Source organism: Terrabacter sp. 05T424 (genome assembly GCF_056396225.1).
This window is the reverse complement of sequence record NZ_JBFTLB010000007.1, coordinates 60,088-74,877: the sequence shown is the minus strand read 5'-3', so window position 1 is coordinate 74,877 and position 14,790 is coordinate 60,088. Positions and strand designations below refer to the sequence as shown.

Below are 14,790 nucleotides of genomic sequence, written 5' to 3'. Positions count from 1 at the left end.
CGTCGCACTAGTGTCACCGCATGGGTTCGTGGTGGCTCGAGGTCATCGGTTGGATCGGGTCGGCGGTGCTCGTCTGGTCGCTGCTCCAGACGCAGCTGCGCCGGCTGCGCATCATCAACCTCGTGGGCTGCGTCGTCCTGATCGGCTACAACACCGTCAACCACGTCTGGCCGATGGTCGGGCTCAACGTCGTCCTCGCCGGGATCAACGTCTTCTACCTCGCGCGGATGTCGCGCGAGAAGCACGACGCCCGCGCGTACGAGGTGCTCCAGGTGGCCGGTGACGACACCTACCTGCGCCACGTGCTGCGTATTCACGAGGCCGACGTCCGCCGATACAACCCCGACTTCGTCTACGACCCGTTCTCGGGCGACGTCTGCTACCTCGTGCTCAAGGGCGACGAGACGGTCGGGGTCGTCATCGGCCGCGACGCCGGCAACGGCACCGCCCAGCTGCTCCTCGACTGGGTGACGCCCCGGCACCGCGACCTCTCGCCGGGAGAGTTCATCCTCGGCAAGGACGGACTGCTGCGCGGCCGCGGCTACCGCCGGTTCCTGCCCCCGCCCGGCATGGTCGAGCCGTACTATGCGGGGCTCGGTCTGCGCCGTGACGGCGACGCGTACGTGCTCTGACCGTTGTCGGCCTGAGCACAGGGTGATCTGCCGCACGCTCGGCGTCCGGCCACACCTGCTGATCTACTGCCTCGTCAACGCCGTGGTCCTCGTCGTGTGGGCCATGACCAGCCATGGCTTCTTCTGGCCCGTCTTCGTGCTCGCCGGATGGGGCATCGGGCTCGTCGCCAACTTCTACGAGGCGTACGTGCGTGACGACCCCAGCGAGGTGCAGGTGGCCGCCGAGATCGAGCGGTTGCGTCGTCGGTGAGCCGGGCGCGTCAGAGGACGCGCTGGCACTTGCTCATGAAGCGGTCGGGATCGACGACCGCGCGGTGGATCTCGCCCTTGGCGAGCTCCTCGCCCTCGGGGTCGGTCACGGTGACGTGGCAGACGAGACGACGGCCGTCGTTGATCGGCTCGGCGCAGTGCACGGTCACCTCGGAGCCGACGGGGCTGCCCTTGATGTGCTCGATCTTGACCATCGTGCCGACGGTGGTGTGGTCGGAGTCGACGTTCTGCTTGCAGACCTGGAAGGCGGCGCTCTCGCACCACGTGATGATGCGTGGCGTGGCGAGGACGTCGAGGTCACCACTGCCGACCTGGGCAGCCGTGTCGTCTGCGGTGACGGTGTGCTGGAACTTGCGCATGGGCATTGGACGAGTCTGGCAGAGAACGGATCGTCTGCCGACTCGTCTCGACAGGTGGTGCGCGCACGCCGCGTGTTCGGCAGGCGAAAGCCGTCCGCGGCTGAGAGCGTGGCCCCCGTGACCACCCACCTCTGGGTCCTCAGCGTGGCGCTCGCCGTGACGGCGCTCATCAACTGGCGCTCCGTGCTGCTCGGCGAGCAGGTCGTCGAACGCGTCACCAAGCCCCTCGTCGTCGTGCTGCTGCTGGGCCTCGCGTGGTCGCTCTTCCTCGAGGGGCGGGTGCCGGGGTCGCCGCCCCTCCTGCCGGTCCTGGTGGCGCTCGGCCTCTGCCTCGTCGGCGACGTCGCGCTGCTCGACTCGACCGAGACCCGCTTCCTCGTGGGGCTGGGCGCCTTCCTGCTCGCGCATGTCGCCTACGTCTGGGCGATCCTCGAGACGCCGGCGGCCGACGGCTTCCCCTGGTTGCTGCTCGTCGCGGTGCCGGCGGTGGTCCTGCTGCACGCGAAGGTCGGCCGCGACATCGTGCGCCACTCCGGTGCGCAGAAGGTGCCGGTGCTCGTCTACCAGCTCGTCCTCAGCGCACTGCTGCTCGTCGCTGCCTCGCGGGGCGACTGGCTGCTGCTGCTCGGCTGCGCCGTCTTCGTCACGTCCGACGCCGTGCTGGGGCACGACCGCTTCGTGCGGGAGCGCCGCTGGGCACCGTTGACGGTGATCGTCACCTACCACCTGGCCCAGACCCTCATCGTCGTCGCGCTCCTCCGCTGACGCTCCCGGCAGAGCCGGTCGGGCCGTTGGCGCGCACGGCCGGCGAAACCGCCACGCGGGCTCGTCACGGGCTGCGCTAACCTTGGCGCATGGCTGGCCTGCTGCTCCTTCCGCAGCCGCGTTGACGAACGTCGGGACTCCCGACATCAACGCGGCTTCCCCTCCTGTGTGAGGGGTTTTCTTTTGCCCCGACGAGCAGCGACGAGAGAGACGACATGAGCGAGCAGACGAACGAGACTCCCTTCCGCTACACGGCCGCGATGGCGCAGCAGATCGAGACGGCCTGGCAGGACCGCTGGGAGGAGGAGGGGACCTTCAACGCCCCCAACCCCGCCGGCCCGTGGGCCGAGCCGGAGAAGGTCGCGGCCCGCGGCGAGAAGCTCATCGTCCTCGACATGTTCCCGTACCCCTCAGGTGTCGGCCTGCACGTGGGCCACCCTCTCGGCTACATCGCGACCGACGTCTACAGCCGCTTCCACCGGATGCTCGGCAAGAACGTCCTGCACGCCCTCGGCTACGACGCGTTCGGGCTGCCCGCCGAGCAGTACGCCGTCCAGACCGGGCAGCACCCTCGGAAGACCACCGAGGAGAACATGACCAACATGAAGCGCCAGCTGCGCCGTCTGGGGCTGGGCTTCGACAACCGCCGCACCTTCGCGACGATCGACGACGAGTACTACCGCTGGACGCAGTGGATCTTCCTGCAGATCTGGGACGCCTGGTACGACGTCGATGCGGTGCGTGAGGACGGCGGGCGAGGCAGGGCGCGCCCGATCAGCGAGCTCGTGGAGGAGTTCGAGTCCGGCCGGCGTGCGGTCGTCGAGGCCGACGGTCGCGGCTGGGCCGACCTGTCCGCGACCGAGCGCGCCACTGTCTTGGAGCGCCACCGCCTGGCCTACACGTCCGAGGCGCCGGTGAACTGGTGCCCGGGCCTCGGCACCGTGCTCTCCAACGAGGAGGTCACCAACGAGGGCCGCTCCGAGCGCGGCAACTTCCCGGTCTTCCGCCGCAACCTCAGCCAGTGGAAGATGCGCATCACCGCGTATGCCGACCGGCTGGCCGACGACCTCGACGGTGTCGACTGGCCCGAGAAGGTCAAGCTCATGCAGCGCAACTGGATCGGTCGGTCCAAGGGTGCTCGCGTCACCTTTCCCGTCGTCACGGGCACGGGGGAGCAGGACGGCATCGACATCTTCACCACGCGCCCCGACACGATCTTCGGCGCCACGTTCATGGTCATCGCTCCCGAGCATCCGCTCGTGGATTCCTTGGTGCCGCAAGGAAACTGGCCTGATGGCACCAAGGACGCCTGGAAGGGCGCGGATGCCGACGCGATCGCGACCCCGAGGGAGGCCGTGACGGCATACCAGCTGGCTGCCTCGCGCAAGGGTGACGTCGAGCGCCAGACCGAGGGCAAGGACAAGACCGGTGTCTTCACCGGCTCGTGGGCGACGAATCCCGTTACGGGGGAGCGCATCCCGGTCTTCGTCGCCGACTATGTGCTGATGGGCTACGGCACCGGCGCGATCATGGCCGTGCCCGGCCAGGACACCCGCGACTGGGAGTACGCCGAGAAGTTCGACCTGCCCATCGTGCGCACGGTGCAGCCCGACGAGGGCCACCCCGACGACCAGCCGTTCCTCGGCGACGGCGTCGCCATCAACTCGAGCAACGACCGGGTCTCGCTGGACGGCCTCCACGTTGCCGACGCGAAGGCCCTCACCATCGAGTTCCTCGAGGCCGAGGGCATGGGTGAGGGCACGATCAGCTACCGCATCCGCGACTGGCTGTTCAGCCGCCAGCGCTACTGGGGCGAGCCGTTCCCCATCCTGTTCGACGAGGACGGCGTCGCGTACGCCGTGCCGGAGGACGACCTGCCGCTGGCCCTGCCCGACGTGCCCGACTACAGCCCCAAGACGTTCGAGCCCGACGACGCCCAGAGCAGCCCCGAGCCGCCGCTGTCGCGCGTGCCCGAGTGGGTCGAGGTCGAGAAGGACCTCGGCGACGGGCGAGGGCTGCGGAAGTTCCGCCGCGAGACCAACACCATGCCCAACTGGGCCGGCTCGTGCTGGTACTACCTGCGCTACCTCGACCCGGCGAACCACGACGCGTTCGTCGACCCGGCCAACGAGGCGTACTGGCTGGGCCGTCACGACGAGGCGGTCGCCGGTGCGCCCGCCGGCACGCGCGACCCCGGCGGCGTCGACCTCTACGTCGGCGGCGTCGAGCACGCCGTGCTGCACCTGCTGTACGCGCGCTTCTGGCACAAGGTCCTCTTCGACCTCGGCCACGTGCGCAGCGAGGAGCCGTTCCGGAAGTACTTCTCGCAGGGCTACATCCAGGCGTACGCCTACACCGACAGCCGCGGCCAGTACGTCACGGCGTCCGAGGTCGAGGAGCACGCGGGGAGCCACGGCACCGAGCCGACCTTCACGTGGGAGGGCGAGCCCGTCAACCGCGAGTACGGCAAGATCGGCAAGTCGCTGAAGAACTCCGTCAGCCCCGACGAGATGTACGACGCGTACGGCGCCGACACCTTCCGCGTCTACGAGATGTCGATGGGCCCGCTCGAGCTGTCCAAGCCGTGGGAGATCCGCGCCGTCGTGGGTTCGCAGCGCTTCCTGCAGCGGCTGTGGCGCAACGTCGTCGACGAGTCGACCGGTGAGGTGCGCGTCGCCGACGTCGAGGTCGGCCAGGCGCTGACGACCCAGCTGCACCAGACGATCGCCGGCGTCCGCGAGGACTTCGAGGGCCTGCGCTTCAACACGGCCATCGCGAAGCTCATCGAGCTGAACAACGCCGTGACGAAGCTCGACGCGCCTCCGCGGGAGGTCGTCGAGGCGATGGTCCTCATGCTCGCGCCCGTCGCGCCGCACATCGCGGAGGAGATGTGGCAGCGGCTCGGCCACGAGGGCGGGGTGGCGTATGCCGCCTTCCCCGTGAGCGACACCGCCAAGATCGTGGAGGAGCAGGTCACCTGCGTCATCCAGATCAAGGGCAAGGTGCGCGACCGCGTCGAGGTGAGCCCCGACATCTCCGAGGACGACCTGCGCGAGCTGGCACTCGGCCGCGAGAAGGTCAGGGCCGCGACCGAGGGCGGCATCCGCACGGTCATCGTGCGCGCCCCGAAGCTCGTCAACGTCGTCCCCGTCTGACCGAGCGCCCGATCTGGTGCCCGATCTGGTGCACGACCGCGCGCGGGCTGCCGCGTGCGCGTGGCGGGCGACGCTAGGTTGAGACCAGCCACCGGCCGACCTGCGGAAGGAGCGCGACGTGACCACGCGGATCGTCACCGACTCGACGGCCTACCTGCCGGCCGACGTCATCGAGCAGCACGACGTCGAGGTCGTGCCGCTGCACGTCGTCGTCGGCGGCCGCGACCACATCGAAGGTCGCGACATCTCGGCCCAGCAGGTCGCCGCCGCGCTGCGCGACTACACCATCGTCACCACCTCGCGGCCGACCCCGCAGGTGTTCGCCGAGACCTACCAACGCCTCGCCGACGAGGGCGCGACCGCGATCGTCTCGGTCCACCTCTCCTCGCAGATGTCGGGCACCGTCGAGGCTGCCCGGCTCGCGGCCGCAGAAGCGTCCGTTCCCGTCGAGGTGGTCGACAGCGAGACCATCGGGATGGCGATGGGTTTCGCGGTCGTCGCGGCCGCGGAGTCGGCAGCCGGGGGCGCTGACGTGCCAACGGTTCTCGAGGTCATCCGTGCACGTCTGGAGCCCTCCGGCGTCCTCTTCTACGTCGACACCCTCGAGCACCTGCGGCGGGGCGGTCGCATCGGGGCTGCCTCGGCGCTGCTCGGGTCGGCACTCGCGATCAAGCCCATCCTCGCCGTGCGCGGCGGCCGCATCGTCCCCGTGGAGAAGGTGCGCACCTCCTCGCGAGCCGTCGCCCGCATCGAGGCCATGGTCGTCGAGCACGTCGAGAAGGGCGGAGACGTCGCCGACGTCGCCGTGCACCACCTCGACGCCGCCGCGCGAGCCGAGCAGATCGCCGCCGAGCTGCGCGAGCTGGTCCCCGGCTCGCCGAAGGTGGTCGTCGTCGAGCTCGGTGCCGTCGTCGGCGCCCACGTCGGTCCCGGCACCGTGGCCATCGCCGTGTCCCCGCACCCGGGCGAGCCCCTCCCCGAGCCGCCGGCCCAGGTTCCCGACGGGCACGCCGGGTCGTGAGCACCGCCACCGTGCTCACCTGGGCCGCAGTGGTCCTCGGGGCCTTCTTCATCGGAGCGCTCAACCCGGCGACGATGATCGCGAGGCTGCTCGGGAAGGACCTCGCCTCATCGGGCTCCGGCAACCCCGGGGCCACCAATGCCGGTCGGGTGCTCGGGCGCAAGTGGGGCGTCGTCGTCGGGGTGCTCGACGTGCTCAAGGGCCTGGTGCCGGCGTTCGTGGCCGGCCACTGGTTCGGTGGCGCACACCTGGCCTACGCCGCGGGTGTCGCCGCCGTGCTCGGCCACATCTGGTCGCCCTACCTCAGGGGTCGCGGCGGCAAGGGGGTCGCGACGACGCTCGGCGCCCTGCTCGGCGTGCACCCGTGGGTCGCGCTCGTGGTCGTCGTGGTCTTCGCGGTGGGCGTCGCCCTGACCCGATGGGTCGCGGCCGGCTCGATCTTCGGATCGCTCGCGATGCTCGTGGTGGCAGTCGTCATCTGGACCGGGCGGGCACCTGGCGATGTGTGGACCGGCCTGTGGCTCACGGCGATCGGGCTGCTGGTGCTCGCCCGCCACAAGAACAACGTCGTCGGCTGGTGGCGTCAGCGGCACCTCAGCGGCGAGACCTGAGCAACGCCTCGAGGGCGGCGCGGGTGCTCGCCGCACGTGGCTCGCCGAGCCGTTCGCGGATGGCCAACGACGCCGTGAAGGCCTCGACGGCCTCGTCGGTGCGTCCCTCGTCCACGAGGAACCGGCCGAGGTGGTGCAACGCGTAGTGCTCGAGCACGCGGTCTGCGACCGTCCGGGCCGCCCTCAGCGCCTCGTCGAAGTGCGGCCCGGCGTCGGCGGGACGCCCCGCGTAGTGCTCAGCCGTCGCGAGTGCCAGAAGCGCCCAGCCGAGGCTCTCGGTGCGGCCGGCGTCGCGGGCGAGCTGTGCGGCCGGGCCTGCCAGCGTGATCGCCTCGGTCTCGCGGCCCGCGATGGTGAGGGCCTCGGCCAGGTCGACGGTGGCATCGAGCAGGTCGGCGGCCCCGGGCTGCGTGGGGTCGGCGGCAAGGGCTCTGGTGAGGGCGTCGCGGGCCTCCGCCAGGGCCTCCGCGTTCTCCTCGGGCGTTCGCGTGAAGCGCCCGAAGTGTGGCCGACCGACGACGAACTCCCTGTCGCTCATGCCACGCACGCTACCGGCGGTGACGGGATGACCCCGCCGGGCGGCATACGTCCTCGGTCGGTCAGAAGACGATCGTGCGGCGCCCCGAGAGGAAGACCCGTGACTCGGCGTGGTCGCGGACGGCACGCGAGAGGACGCGGCGCTCGACGTCGCGGCCGAGCGCGACGAGCCGGGAGGGCGTCTCGGCGTGCGTCACGCGGACGACGTCCTGCTCGATGATCGGGCCCTCGTCGAGATCGGCGGTCACGTAGTGCGCGGAGGCCCCGATGAGCTTCACACCACGGTCGTGCGCCTGGTGGTAGGGCTTGGCACCCTTGAAGCCGGGCAGGAACGAGTGGTGGATGTTGATCGCGCGACCCTCGAGCGCGCGGCACAGCGAGTCGCTGAGGATCTGCATGTAGCGGGCGAGCACGACGAGCCCGACGCCGTTGGTGTCGACGAGGCGCAGCAGCTCGGCCTCGGCGTCAGCCTTCGTGTCCGCCGTCACCGGGATCACGGTGAAGGGCAGTCCGTAGTACTCGACGAGCGCGCGGCAGTCCTCGTGGTTGGAGACGACACCGACGATGTCGATGGGCAGGTCGCCTGACTTCCAGCGGTAGAGCAGGTCGAGCAGGCAGTGGTCGAACTTGCTCACCAGGATGATGGTGCGGCAGTGCTCGTCCTCTGGGCGCACGGCGAGGTGCTGGTGCGCGATGGCCGGGCTCTCGCGGAGGGCGTCCAGCACCTGCTCCACGTCCTCGGCCTCGGCGTCGAAGACGGTGCGCATGAAGAAGAGGTCAGTGTCCTCGTCGGAGTACTGCTGGTTCTCGACGATGTTGGCCTGGACCTTGAGCAGCGCCGACGAGACGGCTGCGACGATGCCGGGGCGGTCGTCGCAGGTGAGGGTCATGATGTGCCGAGCCATTGGAGCAGTGTGGCCCAGCCGGCCGGGCTGGCGTGAATCGACGCGCGGGCCGTCTCGGGCTGTGGCCGTCCACACCCCCTCGGCGCCGGGGCCCGTTGTCCCCAGTGCCGTGCCAGCTTCCGGCCCAGGTGTGAAGGGCTTCCTACCGTCGACGTATGCCGTTCCGTGCCTCCCAGAGACCGACCGACCTCGAGCGGGCGGCTCGGGTGCTCGGTGCGCGTCGGCACGACACCGACGGTGTCTGGCCCGCTGATCTCGACTCTGGTCGGGCGATGGAGGAGGCGGACGATCCGGTCATCGACCCGGGGGAGGGGGCGGTGCAGCTGCCGCCCGACGGGGGCTGGGTGCCACCGCCTCCGGGAGCGTCGAGGTCGCTGTCGCCGGCTTCGGTGGCGGGCTCTGTGGCTGGCTCGGTATCGGCGGCCGAGGCTGCCGTGCGCCGCCGGATGACGCGCGCGCCCGACGACGAGGTGTCGAAGCTCGACGCCGACCTGCGTCGCGCGCGTCGGCCGGGACTGCTGACCGTTCCCGACGAGCTGCGGTCGGGTCGGCGCGCCGTCAGCAGCGCGGCGCTCGTCTCGCTGCTCGCCCTCGTGGTGGCCGTGGGGTGCGCGTTCGTGCTGCGGGTGCTCTGGGCCGAGAGGTCCGCGTCGACGCCCGACGTCGCGCCGGGTCCGTCCCGCTCCGTCCAGGTCGTCGGCGGCACGGCTCCCGCCCGGGCCTCGATGCCCGCAACCGGTGGCCTGGGGTCCACGGGCGCGGGCGAGCCCACCGGCGCAGCCACTCCCACGGCCGGCGCCGAGCTCGTCGTGGACGTCGTCGGGCAGGTCCTGCGTCCGGGACTCGTCCGCCTGCGTCCCGGCTCGCGGGTCGCCGACGCGATCAAGCAGGCTGGAGGTGCGCGAGCCGGCGCCGACGTCGCCGCCCTCAACCTTGCTCGTCTCGTCGTGGATGGGGAGCAGATCAGGGTGCCCCGGCCGGGCGACGCCGTCGCCGCAGCGGGTCGTGAGGCGGGAACAGGTGGCGGGTCCGCTGCGGGTGGTGGCGGATCCGGGTCCGGGACGGCGTCAGGGGCGTCCGTGAGCCTCAACACGGCGGATACCGCTGCGCTGGACTCGCTGCCCGGCGTCGGCCCGGTTCTGGCGCAGCGGATCATCGACTGGCGCGCAGAGCACGGCCGCTTCACGTCCGTCGACGAGCTCGGCGAGGTGAGCGGCATCGGCGACAAGCTGCTCGAGCGGCTCCGTCCCCGGGTCACGCTGTGACGGCCGGCCGCGCACCGACCGGGAGTGCGGCCCGGCAGGCAGCGCGCGGGGCAGCACGGGAGCAGCAACCGCGAGGTCCGTCGCTCGTGGTCCTGACAGGTCGCTCGACCGTGCGCCGGGTGCGGCCTCTGACCGGCCGACGTCTCGACCTGCGGCTGCTCGTGCCCGTGCTCGTCACCTGGCCGGTCATGGCTTTCTGGGGACTCGTCGCCCCGGTCTGGTGCGTGGCCCTGGCTGCCATCGGTGCCGCAGTCGTCGCGATCCTCGTCAGGGGCCGGGCGGCGGTGCGGGGCCTGGGGGTGGGCTGCGCGGTCCTGGCCCTGCTGCTGGGTGCCGCAGCCGGTCATCGAGCCGTGGCCTCGGTGGGCCCGCTCGAAACCTTGGCGGCCGAACGGGCCGTCGTGACCCTGACGGCCACCGTCGCTGCCGAGCCTCGTCCGGTGCGCACCGACCGCGGCGGTGGTCCAGGCCGCAGCGCCCCGGCCCTGAGCGTGGTGCGTCTCGACGTGACCCAGGTGGTCGGGCGGGGACGCATGACCACCGTGGCCTCGCCGGTGCTGGTCATCGGCAGCGGTCCGGCCTGGGCCGGGTTGCGGTGGCACGACGAGGTCCACGCCGTCGTGCGGCTCGAGCCGGCAGAGCCCGGTGACGACGTCGTCGCCGTGGCGAGTCCCAAGGGGCCGACGACGCTGGTGGCTCACGCGGGGGGCGTCTTCGCGGCCGCCGACGTCGTGCGCGAGAGGTTCCGTGCGGCCACCGACGCCGTCTGGCCCGATGCCCGAGGGCTCGTTCCGGCCCTCGTCGTCGGCGACACCTCGCGCACCCCTCCTGACCTGACGGTGGCCATGCTCGACACCGGACTGTCACACCTCAGCGCGGTCTCGGGCAGCAACGTCACCTTCGTGTTGGCGAGCGTGATGTGGGGCTGCAGCCTCGTCGGGGTGCGTCGCCGATGGCGTCCGCCGGTCGCGGTGCTTGCCCTGCTCGGGTTCGTCATCCTCGCCAGGCCCGAGCCGAGCGTCGTGCGCGCCGCCGTCATGGGACTCGTCGGCCTGCTGGCCCTGTCGACCTCGAGGCGGCGCGCGGGCATCCCGGCGCTCGCCGGCGCCATCACCCTGCTCCTCGTGTGGGACCCCTGGCTCGCCCGCTCCTACGGCTTCGCCCTGTCCAGCATCGCGACCCTCGGCCTGCTCGTCCTCGCGGCCTCGTGGGGGAGGTCCATCTCCCGCCTGCTGCCGGGGCCGCTCAAGCCTCTCGGGCCGGTCTTCGCCATCCCGCTCGCCGCACAGGCCGTGTGCGCGCCGGTCGTCGTGCCGCTCCAGGGCAGTGTCTCGCTCGTCGCCGTGCTCGCGAACCTGCTCGCCGCGCCCTTCGTGGCGCCCACCACCGTCGTCGGGGTCGCGGTGGCCGTCGTGTCGGTGGCCTGGATCACGGGCGCCACCTGGCTGGCGTGGGCAGCAGCCGCGCCGGCGCAGGCGATCGCCACCGTCGCACGCTGGAGCGGAGGTCTGCCGTTCGGGAGCGTCGGCTGGGGCGACTCGGCCGGTGCGGCATTGCTGCTGGCGGCGATCACGGTCGCCGTCATCGCGATGGCGCCCTGGGCCTGGCACCGCACCCGGCACCGGCCGACGGTCGCGGTGGCAGTCGTCGTCCTGACATCCGGTATGGCGGTGCCGACGACCGCGATCTCGTGGCCGCCGCCCGGCTGGGTTCTCATCGCCTGCGACGTCGGGCAAGGAGACGGGCTCGTTGCCGACAACGGCGCGGGTCACGTGGTCGTCATCGACACGGGTCCCGAGCCGGAGCCCATGCGCCGGTGCCTCGACCGCATCGGGGCCACTGCCATCGACCTCGTCGTGCTCACCCACTACCACGCGGACCACGTGGGTGGCCTCACCGCGGTGCTCGAGCGTCCGGTGGCGGAGATCCGCGGCTCACCGGTGCTCGATCCTCCTGCCGAGGCACGGCGCGTGTCCCAGCTCGCTGCGGCCCACCGCACACCTCTCGGTGAGCTGCGAGCGGGCGAGTCGCTGAGCGTCGGCGGCGTCACCGCGGACGTGTGGTGGCCGGCGCGTCGCATCGATGCGGGCTCGGTCCCGAACAACGGCTCGGTCGTGCTCACGATGCACGTCCGTGGTGTCACCGTGCTTCTCGCCGGCGACATCGAAAGGGAGGCCGCCGCGCAGGTGGTGCGCGAGTCGCAGCTCGACCCGGCGCGCTGGGGCAGCATCGACGTCCTGAAGGTGGCTCACCACGGCTCCAGCAACCGAGACGACCGCATCCTCGACCGGGTCGCAGGCCGTCTGGCTGTGATCAGTGTCGGAGAGGGCAATGACTACGGCCATCCTGCCCCGGCGACCATGAAAGCCTTGCAGGACAGAGGTTTTGCCGTTCATCGCACCGACACCGAGGGTGACGTCGCGATCGTCACCGACGGCGCCGACGGCACCGAAGTCTCAGCCGTGTCTGGCTGACCCGTCGCTCAGGCTGGGTTCGTGGGCGCCTCGGGGGCGATGGGCTCGTCCTCCGGGCCCGCCGTGGCTCGTTGCACGTCGGCGTCCTCGACCAGCTCGAAGTCGTCGAAGTCGAAGCCGGGGGAGACGAGACAGCTGACGAGCGCATCCGCCGGCCCGGGCACGGTGCGCTGCCAGACGCCGGCAGGCACGACGGCCTGGGCCACCTCGCCGCCCGTGAGATCGAGGCCGACGACGACCGACTGCAAGGATGCGTCGGGCGCGCCACCGCCACCACCGAGCTCGAGCACGACCGAGCCCGTGTGAGCGATCCACACCTCGTCGGAGGCGACGCGGTGCCACGCAGACGACTCACCCGCCGGCAGCAGGAAGTGGATCAGGGTCGCGGTGGCCCGCGTGCGGCCGTCGGGAAGCGTCACGGTCTCGGGGGCGACCCACGTCTGGCGGTACCAGCCGCCCTCCGGGTGCGGTTGCAGGTCGAGGACGTCGGCGAGTGGCGGGCGCATGCCCCCATCTTCGTCGATTCGGCGGCCTACCTCGTGGCGCGCGGCCGAACGAACCGCGAGGGGTCAGCGGGCCCGCTTCGGAGGTAGGGGGAAGAAGCCGCTCGTGCGGCGGACGTACTCGGCGTACTCAGGTCGACGGTCGCCGATGTCCTTCTCCAGCAGCTTCTTTCCCGTTCCGCCGTAGAGGTTCCAGACCATCACGGCCGGCGAAAGGATCGTCAGCACGCCGGGCCAGGCGCTGGCGGCCACGAGGAAGAGGCCTGTCCACACGCACGCGTCGCCGAAGTAGTTGGGGTGACGCGTGTAGTGCCACAGGCCCGTGTCGAGCACTTTGCCCTTGTTGGACGGGTTGCCCCGGAACCGCGTGAGCTGAAGGTCGCCCACCGACTCGAAGAAGAACCCGACCGCCCACACGGCCACACCGACCCACAGCACCCACCCGAGGCCACCACGAACGACCATCGCGACCTGCACGGGCAGCGAGACGAACCACATGATGACGCCCTGCGGCAGGTAGATGTGCATGAGGGCGTACGCGTTGGGGTTGCCGTCGGCTCGGGCGAGCATCGCCTCGTAGCGGGGGTCCTCGCCCTTCCCGCGCGAGCGCAGGTAGATGTGCGTGGCCAGCCGTAGCCCCCACGCCGCGGTCAGCAGCAGCGCCGACCACCGACGCAGCGGGTCGCCCTGTCCGCCGGTCACGACGAACGCGGTGAGGGCGATCGCGACGAAGCCCAGCCCCCACGTCACGTCGATGACCGCCTGCTTCCCGACCCGCAGCGCGGCGAGGAACGTGATTCCCAGCATCACGACGACGGCGAGAGCCGTGCTGAGCATCACCCCGACGAAGCCCACGCCGTCACCAGGCCCGGACCGGCGGCATGCTGCTGAGCCCGTCGCGCGTGGGCTTGACCGCGAGGATCTGGTCGACTCCCATCCGACCCTCCTCGAAGGCGAGGGCGCCGCCGACGAGATAGAGCCGCCAGACCCGCGCGACCTCCTCGCCGACCATCTCGACGACGCGGTCCCAGTTGGCCTCGAACGTGTCGTACCAGGCGTTCACGGTCCAGACGTAGTGCTCGCGCAGAGCGTGCACGTCGCGCACCTCGAGGCCAGCCTGCTCGATGAGCCCGATCGTCTCGCCGACGGGCCGCATGTGCATGTCGGGGGCGATGAACGCCTCGATGAAGGGGCCGCCCCCCGGCCGCGACGTGCGCGACATCTGCTGGATGAGCGCACGGCCGCCCGGACGCAGCAGCTGCTCGATCTGGCGGGTGAAGGGGGGGTAGTTCCGCTGGCCGACGTGCTCGCCCATCTCGATCGAGCTGACGGTGTCGAACGGCCCGTCGGGCACCTCGCGGTAGTCCTGCAGTCGGATCTCGACCCGACCCTGGAGCCCACGCTCGCGGATGCGCCCGTCGATGAACGCCTTCTGCTCGCTCGAGATCGTCACACCGACGACCTGCGCGCCGAACTGCTCAGCGGCGTGGAGGGAGAGCGAGCCCCAGCCGCAGCCGATGTCGAGGTGCCGCCCGCCGGGCTGGATGCCCAGCTTGCGGCAGACGAGGTCGAGCTTGTCGCGCTGGGCGTCCTCGACGGTGTAGCCGGCGTCGGTGTTCGTCCAGTAGCCGCAGGAGTACGCCATGTGCGGGTCGAGGATGAGGGCGTAGAAGTCGTTGGAGAGGTTGTAGTGGTGCTCGATGGCGCTGCGGTCGCGCGACTTCGTGTGCAGCCGACCTCGCAGCCGCGCCTGCGAGACCGGGGGCTCGGGCGGGAGGCCGACCACGCCGAGGTCGAGCGCCACCTTGATGCCGGTCCTCGCGACGGAGGCCAGGGTGGCGGCGGAGGGCCGCCCGCCGGAGAGCGAGCGCGCCGTCGACCACACCCGACGGAACCCGTCGAGCAGGTCACCCTCGACGTCGAGCTCGCCGGTGACGTACGCCTGGGCCAGCCCGAGCTCGCCGGGATGGCGCACGAGCCGGCGCAGAGCCCCGGGATCGCGCAGCACGACCGTGGGAGCGTCCGCCGGGCCCTCGACGCTGCCGTCCCAGGCCTTGAGGCGCACCGGGAGCCGGCCCCCGAAGAGCGGAGCGACGACGGCGGCCACCCGGGCGGCGACCGCGTCGGGTCGGGCGGGCCTCGGCGGCGCCGTCAGGGAGGCTTCGGCGTCGGGGCGGTCGTCGGTCATGGTCATCGCAGGTGGCCTCTCGTAGGGGTCGACGCGAGATGTTCGGCGCAGGCGGCGGCCCGGATTGGTGCCGCGCCGCGTGGCGTCCGTCGCACCGGGAGGCGG

General features: G+C 71.4%; 14 protein-coding genes. 8 read left to right on the top strand and 6 right to left on the bottom strand.

Annotation, left to right across the window (positions count from 1 at the left end; all coding sequences use genetic code 11):
* The first annotated feature begins 20 nt into the window (after positions 1-20).
* Both AC1DE0_RS14920 and AC1DE0_RS14915 read left to right on the top strand, forming a co-directional pair.
* Complete coding sequence (locus AC1DE0_RS14920) at positions 21-632, top strand: hypothetical protein (protein ID WP_478101893.1); 612 nt, start codon at positions 21-23, stop codon at positions 630-632.
* Positions 633-654: 22 nt separating this feature from the next.
* Positions 655-882 carry a 2TM domain-containing protein gene (locus AC1DE0_RS14915; RefSeq protein ID WP_478101891.1) on the top strand — a complete coding sequence of 76 codons (228 nt, stop codon included), beginning with the start codon at positions 655-657 and terminating at the stop codon, positions 880-882.
* Between the two features lie 10 nt (positions 883-892).
* Here AC1DE0_RS14915 and AC1DE0_RS14910 read toward each other — a convergent pair whose 3' ends face one another.
* Positions 893-1,267 (bottom strand): thioesterase family protein, encoded by a 375-nt coding sequence (locus AC1DE0_RS14910; protein ID WP_478101889.1) that lies wholly within the window; start codon positions 1,265-1,267, stop codon positions 893-895.
* Between the two features lie 111 nt (positions 1,268-1,378).
* Here AC1DE0_RS14910 and AC1DE0_RS14905 point away from each other — a divergent pair, with 111 nt between their 5' ends.
* From AC1DE0_RS14905 to AC1DE0_RS14890, 4 genes are all read left to right on the top strand, one after another.
* On the top strand, positions 1,379-2,026 hold the full coding sequence (locus tag AC1DE0_RS14905) for a lysoplasmalogenase (protein ID WP_478101887.1): 648 nt from the start codon (positions 1,379-1,381) through the stop codon (positions 2,024-2,026).
* 215 nt (positions 2,027-2,241) lie between these two features.
* A complete protein-coding gene (locus AC1DE0_RS14900) occupies positions 2,242-5,181 on the top strand; it encodes a leucine--tRNA ligase (RefSeq protein ID WP_478101885.1) in 2,940 nt (979 codons plus the stop codon).
* A gap of 118 nt (positions 5,182-5,299) precedes the next feature.
* The gene (locus AC1DE0_RS14895; protein WP_478101883.1) at positions 5,300-6,202 is read left to right on the top strand and encodes a DegV family protein; all 903 of its coding nucleotides are present in this window, start codon (positions 5,300-5,302) and stop codon (positions 6,200-6,202) included.
* Complete coding sequence (locus AC1DE0_RS14890; RefSeq protein ID WP_478101881.1) at positions 6,199-6,813, top strand: glycerol-3-phosphate acyltransferase; 615 nt, start codon at positions 6,199-6,201, stop codon at positions 6,811-6,813. Before AC1DE0_RS14895 ends, AC1DE0_RS14890 begins: the two co-directional genes overlap by 4 nt.
* Here AC1DE0_RS14890 and AC1DE0_RS14885 read toward each other — a convergent pair.
* Together AC1DE0_RS14885 and purU are read right to left on the bottom strand one after the other, a co-directional pair.
* Positions 6,797-7,351 carry a hypothetical protein gene (locus AC1DE0_RS14885; RefSeq protein ID WP_478101879.1) on the bottom strand — a complete coding sequence of 185 codons (555 nt, stop codon included), beginning with the start codon at positions 7,349-7,351 and terminating at the stop codon, positions 6,797-6,799. The genes AC1DE0_RS14890 and AC1DE0_RS14885 overlap by 17 nt on opposite strands.
* A gap of 61 nt (positions 7,352-7,412) precedes the next feature.
* Entirely contained in the window at positions 7,413-8,255 is an 843-nt protein-coding gene (purU, locus tag AC1DE0_RS14880) for a formyltetrahydrofolate deformylase (RefSeq protein ID WP_478101877.1), read from the bottom strand.
* A gap of 155 nt (positions 8,256-8,410) precedes the next feature.
* On the opposite strand from purU, the gene AC1DE0_RS14875 reads away from it, so the two are divergent.
* Positions 8,411-9,520, top strand: a complete 1,110-nt coding sequence (locus tag AC1DE0_RS14875) for a ComEA family DNA-binding protein (protein ID WP_478101875.1) — start codon at positions 8,411-8,413, stop codon at positions 9,518-9,520.
* Between the two features lie 119 nt (positions 9,521-9,639).
* Positions 9,640-11,994 carry a ComEC/Rec2 family competence protein gene (locus tag AC1DE0_RS14870; protein WP_478101873.1) on the top strand — a complete coding sequence of 785 codons (2,355 nt, stop codon included), beginning with the start codon at positions 9,640-9,642 and terminating at the stop codon, positions 11,992-11,994.
* Positions 11,995-12,002: 8 nt separating this feature from the next.
* Here the strand turns inward: AC1DE0_RS14870 and AC1DE0_RS14865 are convergent, their stop codons facing one another.
* The 3 genes from AC1DE0_RS14865 to AC1DE0_RS14855 form a co-directional block, all read right to left on the bottom strand.
* Positions 12,003-12,500: a cupin domain-containing protein gene (locus AC1DE0_RS14865; protein WP_478101871.1), complete on the bottom strand. Its 498-nt coding sequence runs from the start codon at positions 12,498-12,500 to the stop codon at positions 12,003-12,005.
* Positions 12,501-12,563: 63 nt separating this feature from the next.
* A complete protein-coding gene (locus AC1DE0_RS14860; protein ID WP_478101869.1) occupies positions 12,564-13,352 on the bottom strand; it encodes a DUF1295 domain-containing protein in 789 nt (262 codons plus the stop codon).
* Positions 13,353-13,356: 4 nt separating this feature from the next.
* Positions 13,357-14,691, bottom strand: coding sequence for a class I SAM-dependent methyltransferase (locus tag AC1DE0_RS14855; protein WP_478101867.1), 1,335 nt, complete (start codon positions 14,689-14,691; stop codon positions 13,357-13,359).
* Between the last annotated feature and the right edge of the window lie 99 nt (positions 14,692-14,790).

What these genes read in the sequence shown, in the direction of transcription:
- AC1DE0_RS14875 (WP_478101875.1), top strand. Translation starts at nt 8,411, where the DNA reads ATGCCGTTCCGTGCCTCCCAGAGACCGACCGACCTCGAGCGGGCGGCT.
- AC1DE0_RS14910 (WP_478101889.1), bottom strand. Translation starts at nt 1,267, where the DNA reads ATGCCCATGCGCAAGTTCCAGCACACCGTCACCGCAGACGACACGGCT.
- AC1DE0_RS14920 (WP_478101893.1), top strand. Translation starts at nt 21, where the DNA reads ATGGGTTCGTGGTGGCTCGAGGTCATCGGTTGGATCGGGTCGGCGGTG.
- AC1DE0_RS14885 (WP_478101879.1), bottom strand. Translation starts at nt 7,351, where the DNA reads ATGAGCGACAGGGAGTTCGTCGTCGGTCGGCCACACTTCGGGCGCTTC.
- AC1DE0_RS14865 (WP_478101871.1), bottom strand. Translation starts at nt 12,500, where the DNA reads ATGCGCCCGCCACTCGCCGACGTCCTCGACCTGCAACCGCACCCGGAG.
- AC1DE0_RS14900 (WP_478101885.1), top strand. Translation starts at nt 2,242, where the DNA reads ATGAGCGAGCAGACGAACGAGACTCCCTTCCGCTACACGGCCGCGATG.
- purU (WP_478101877.1), bottom strand. Translation starts at nt 8,255, where the DNA reads ATGGCTCGGCACATCATGACCCTCACCTGCGACGACCGCCCCGGCATC.
- AC1DE0_RS14855 (WP_478101867.1), bottom strand. Translation starts at nt 14,691, where the DNA reads ATGACCATGACCGACGACCGCCCCGACGCCGAAGCCTCCCTGACGGCG.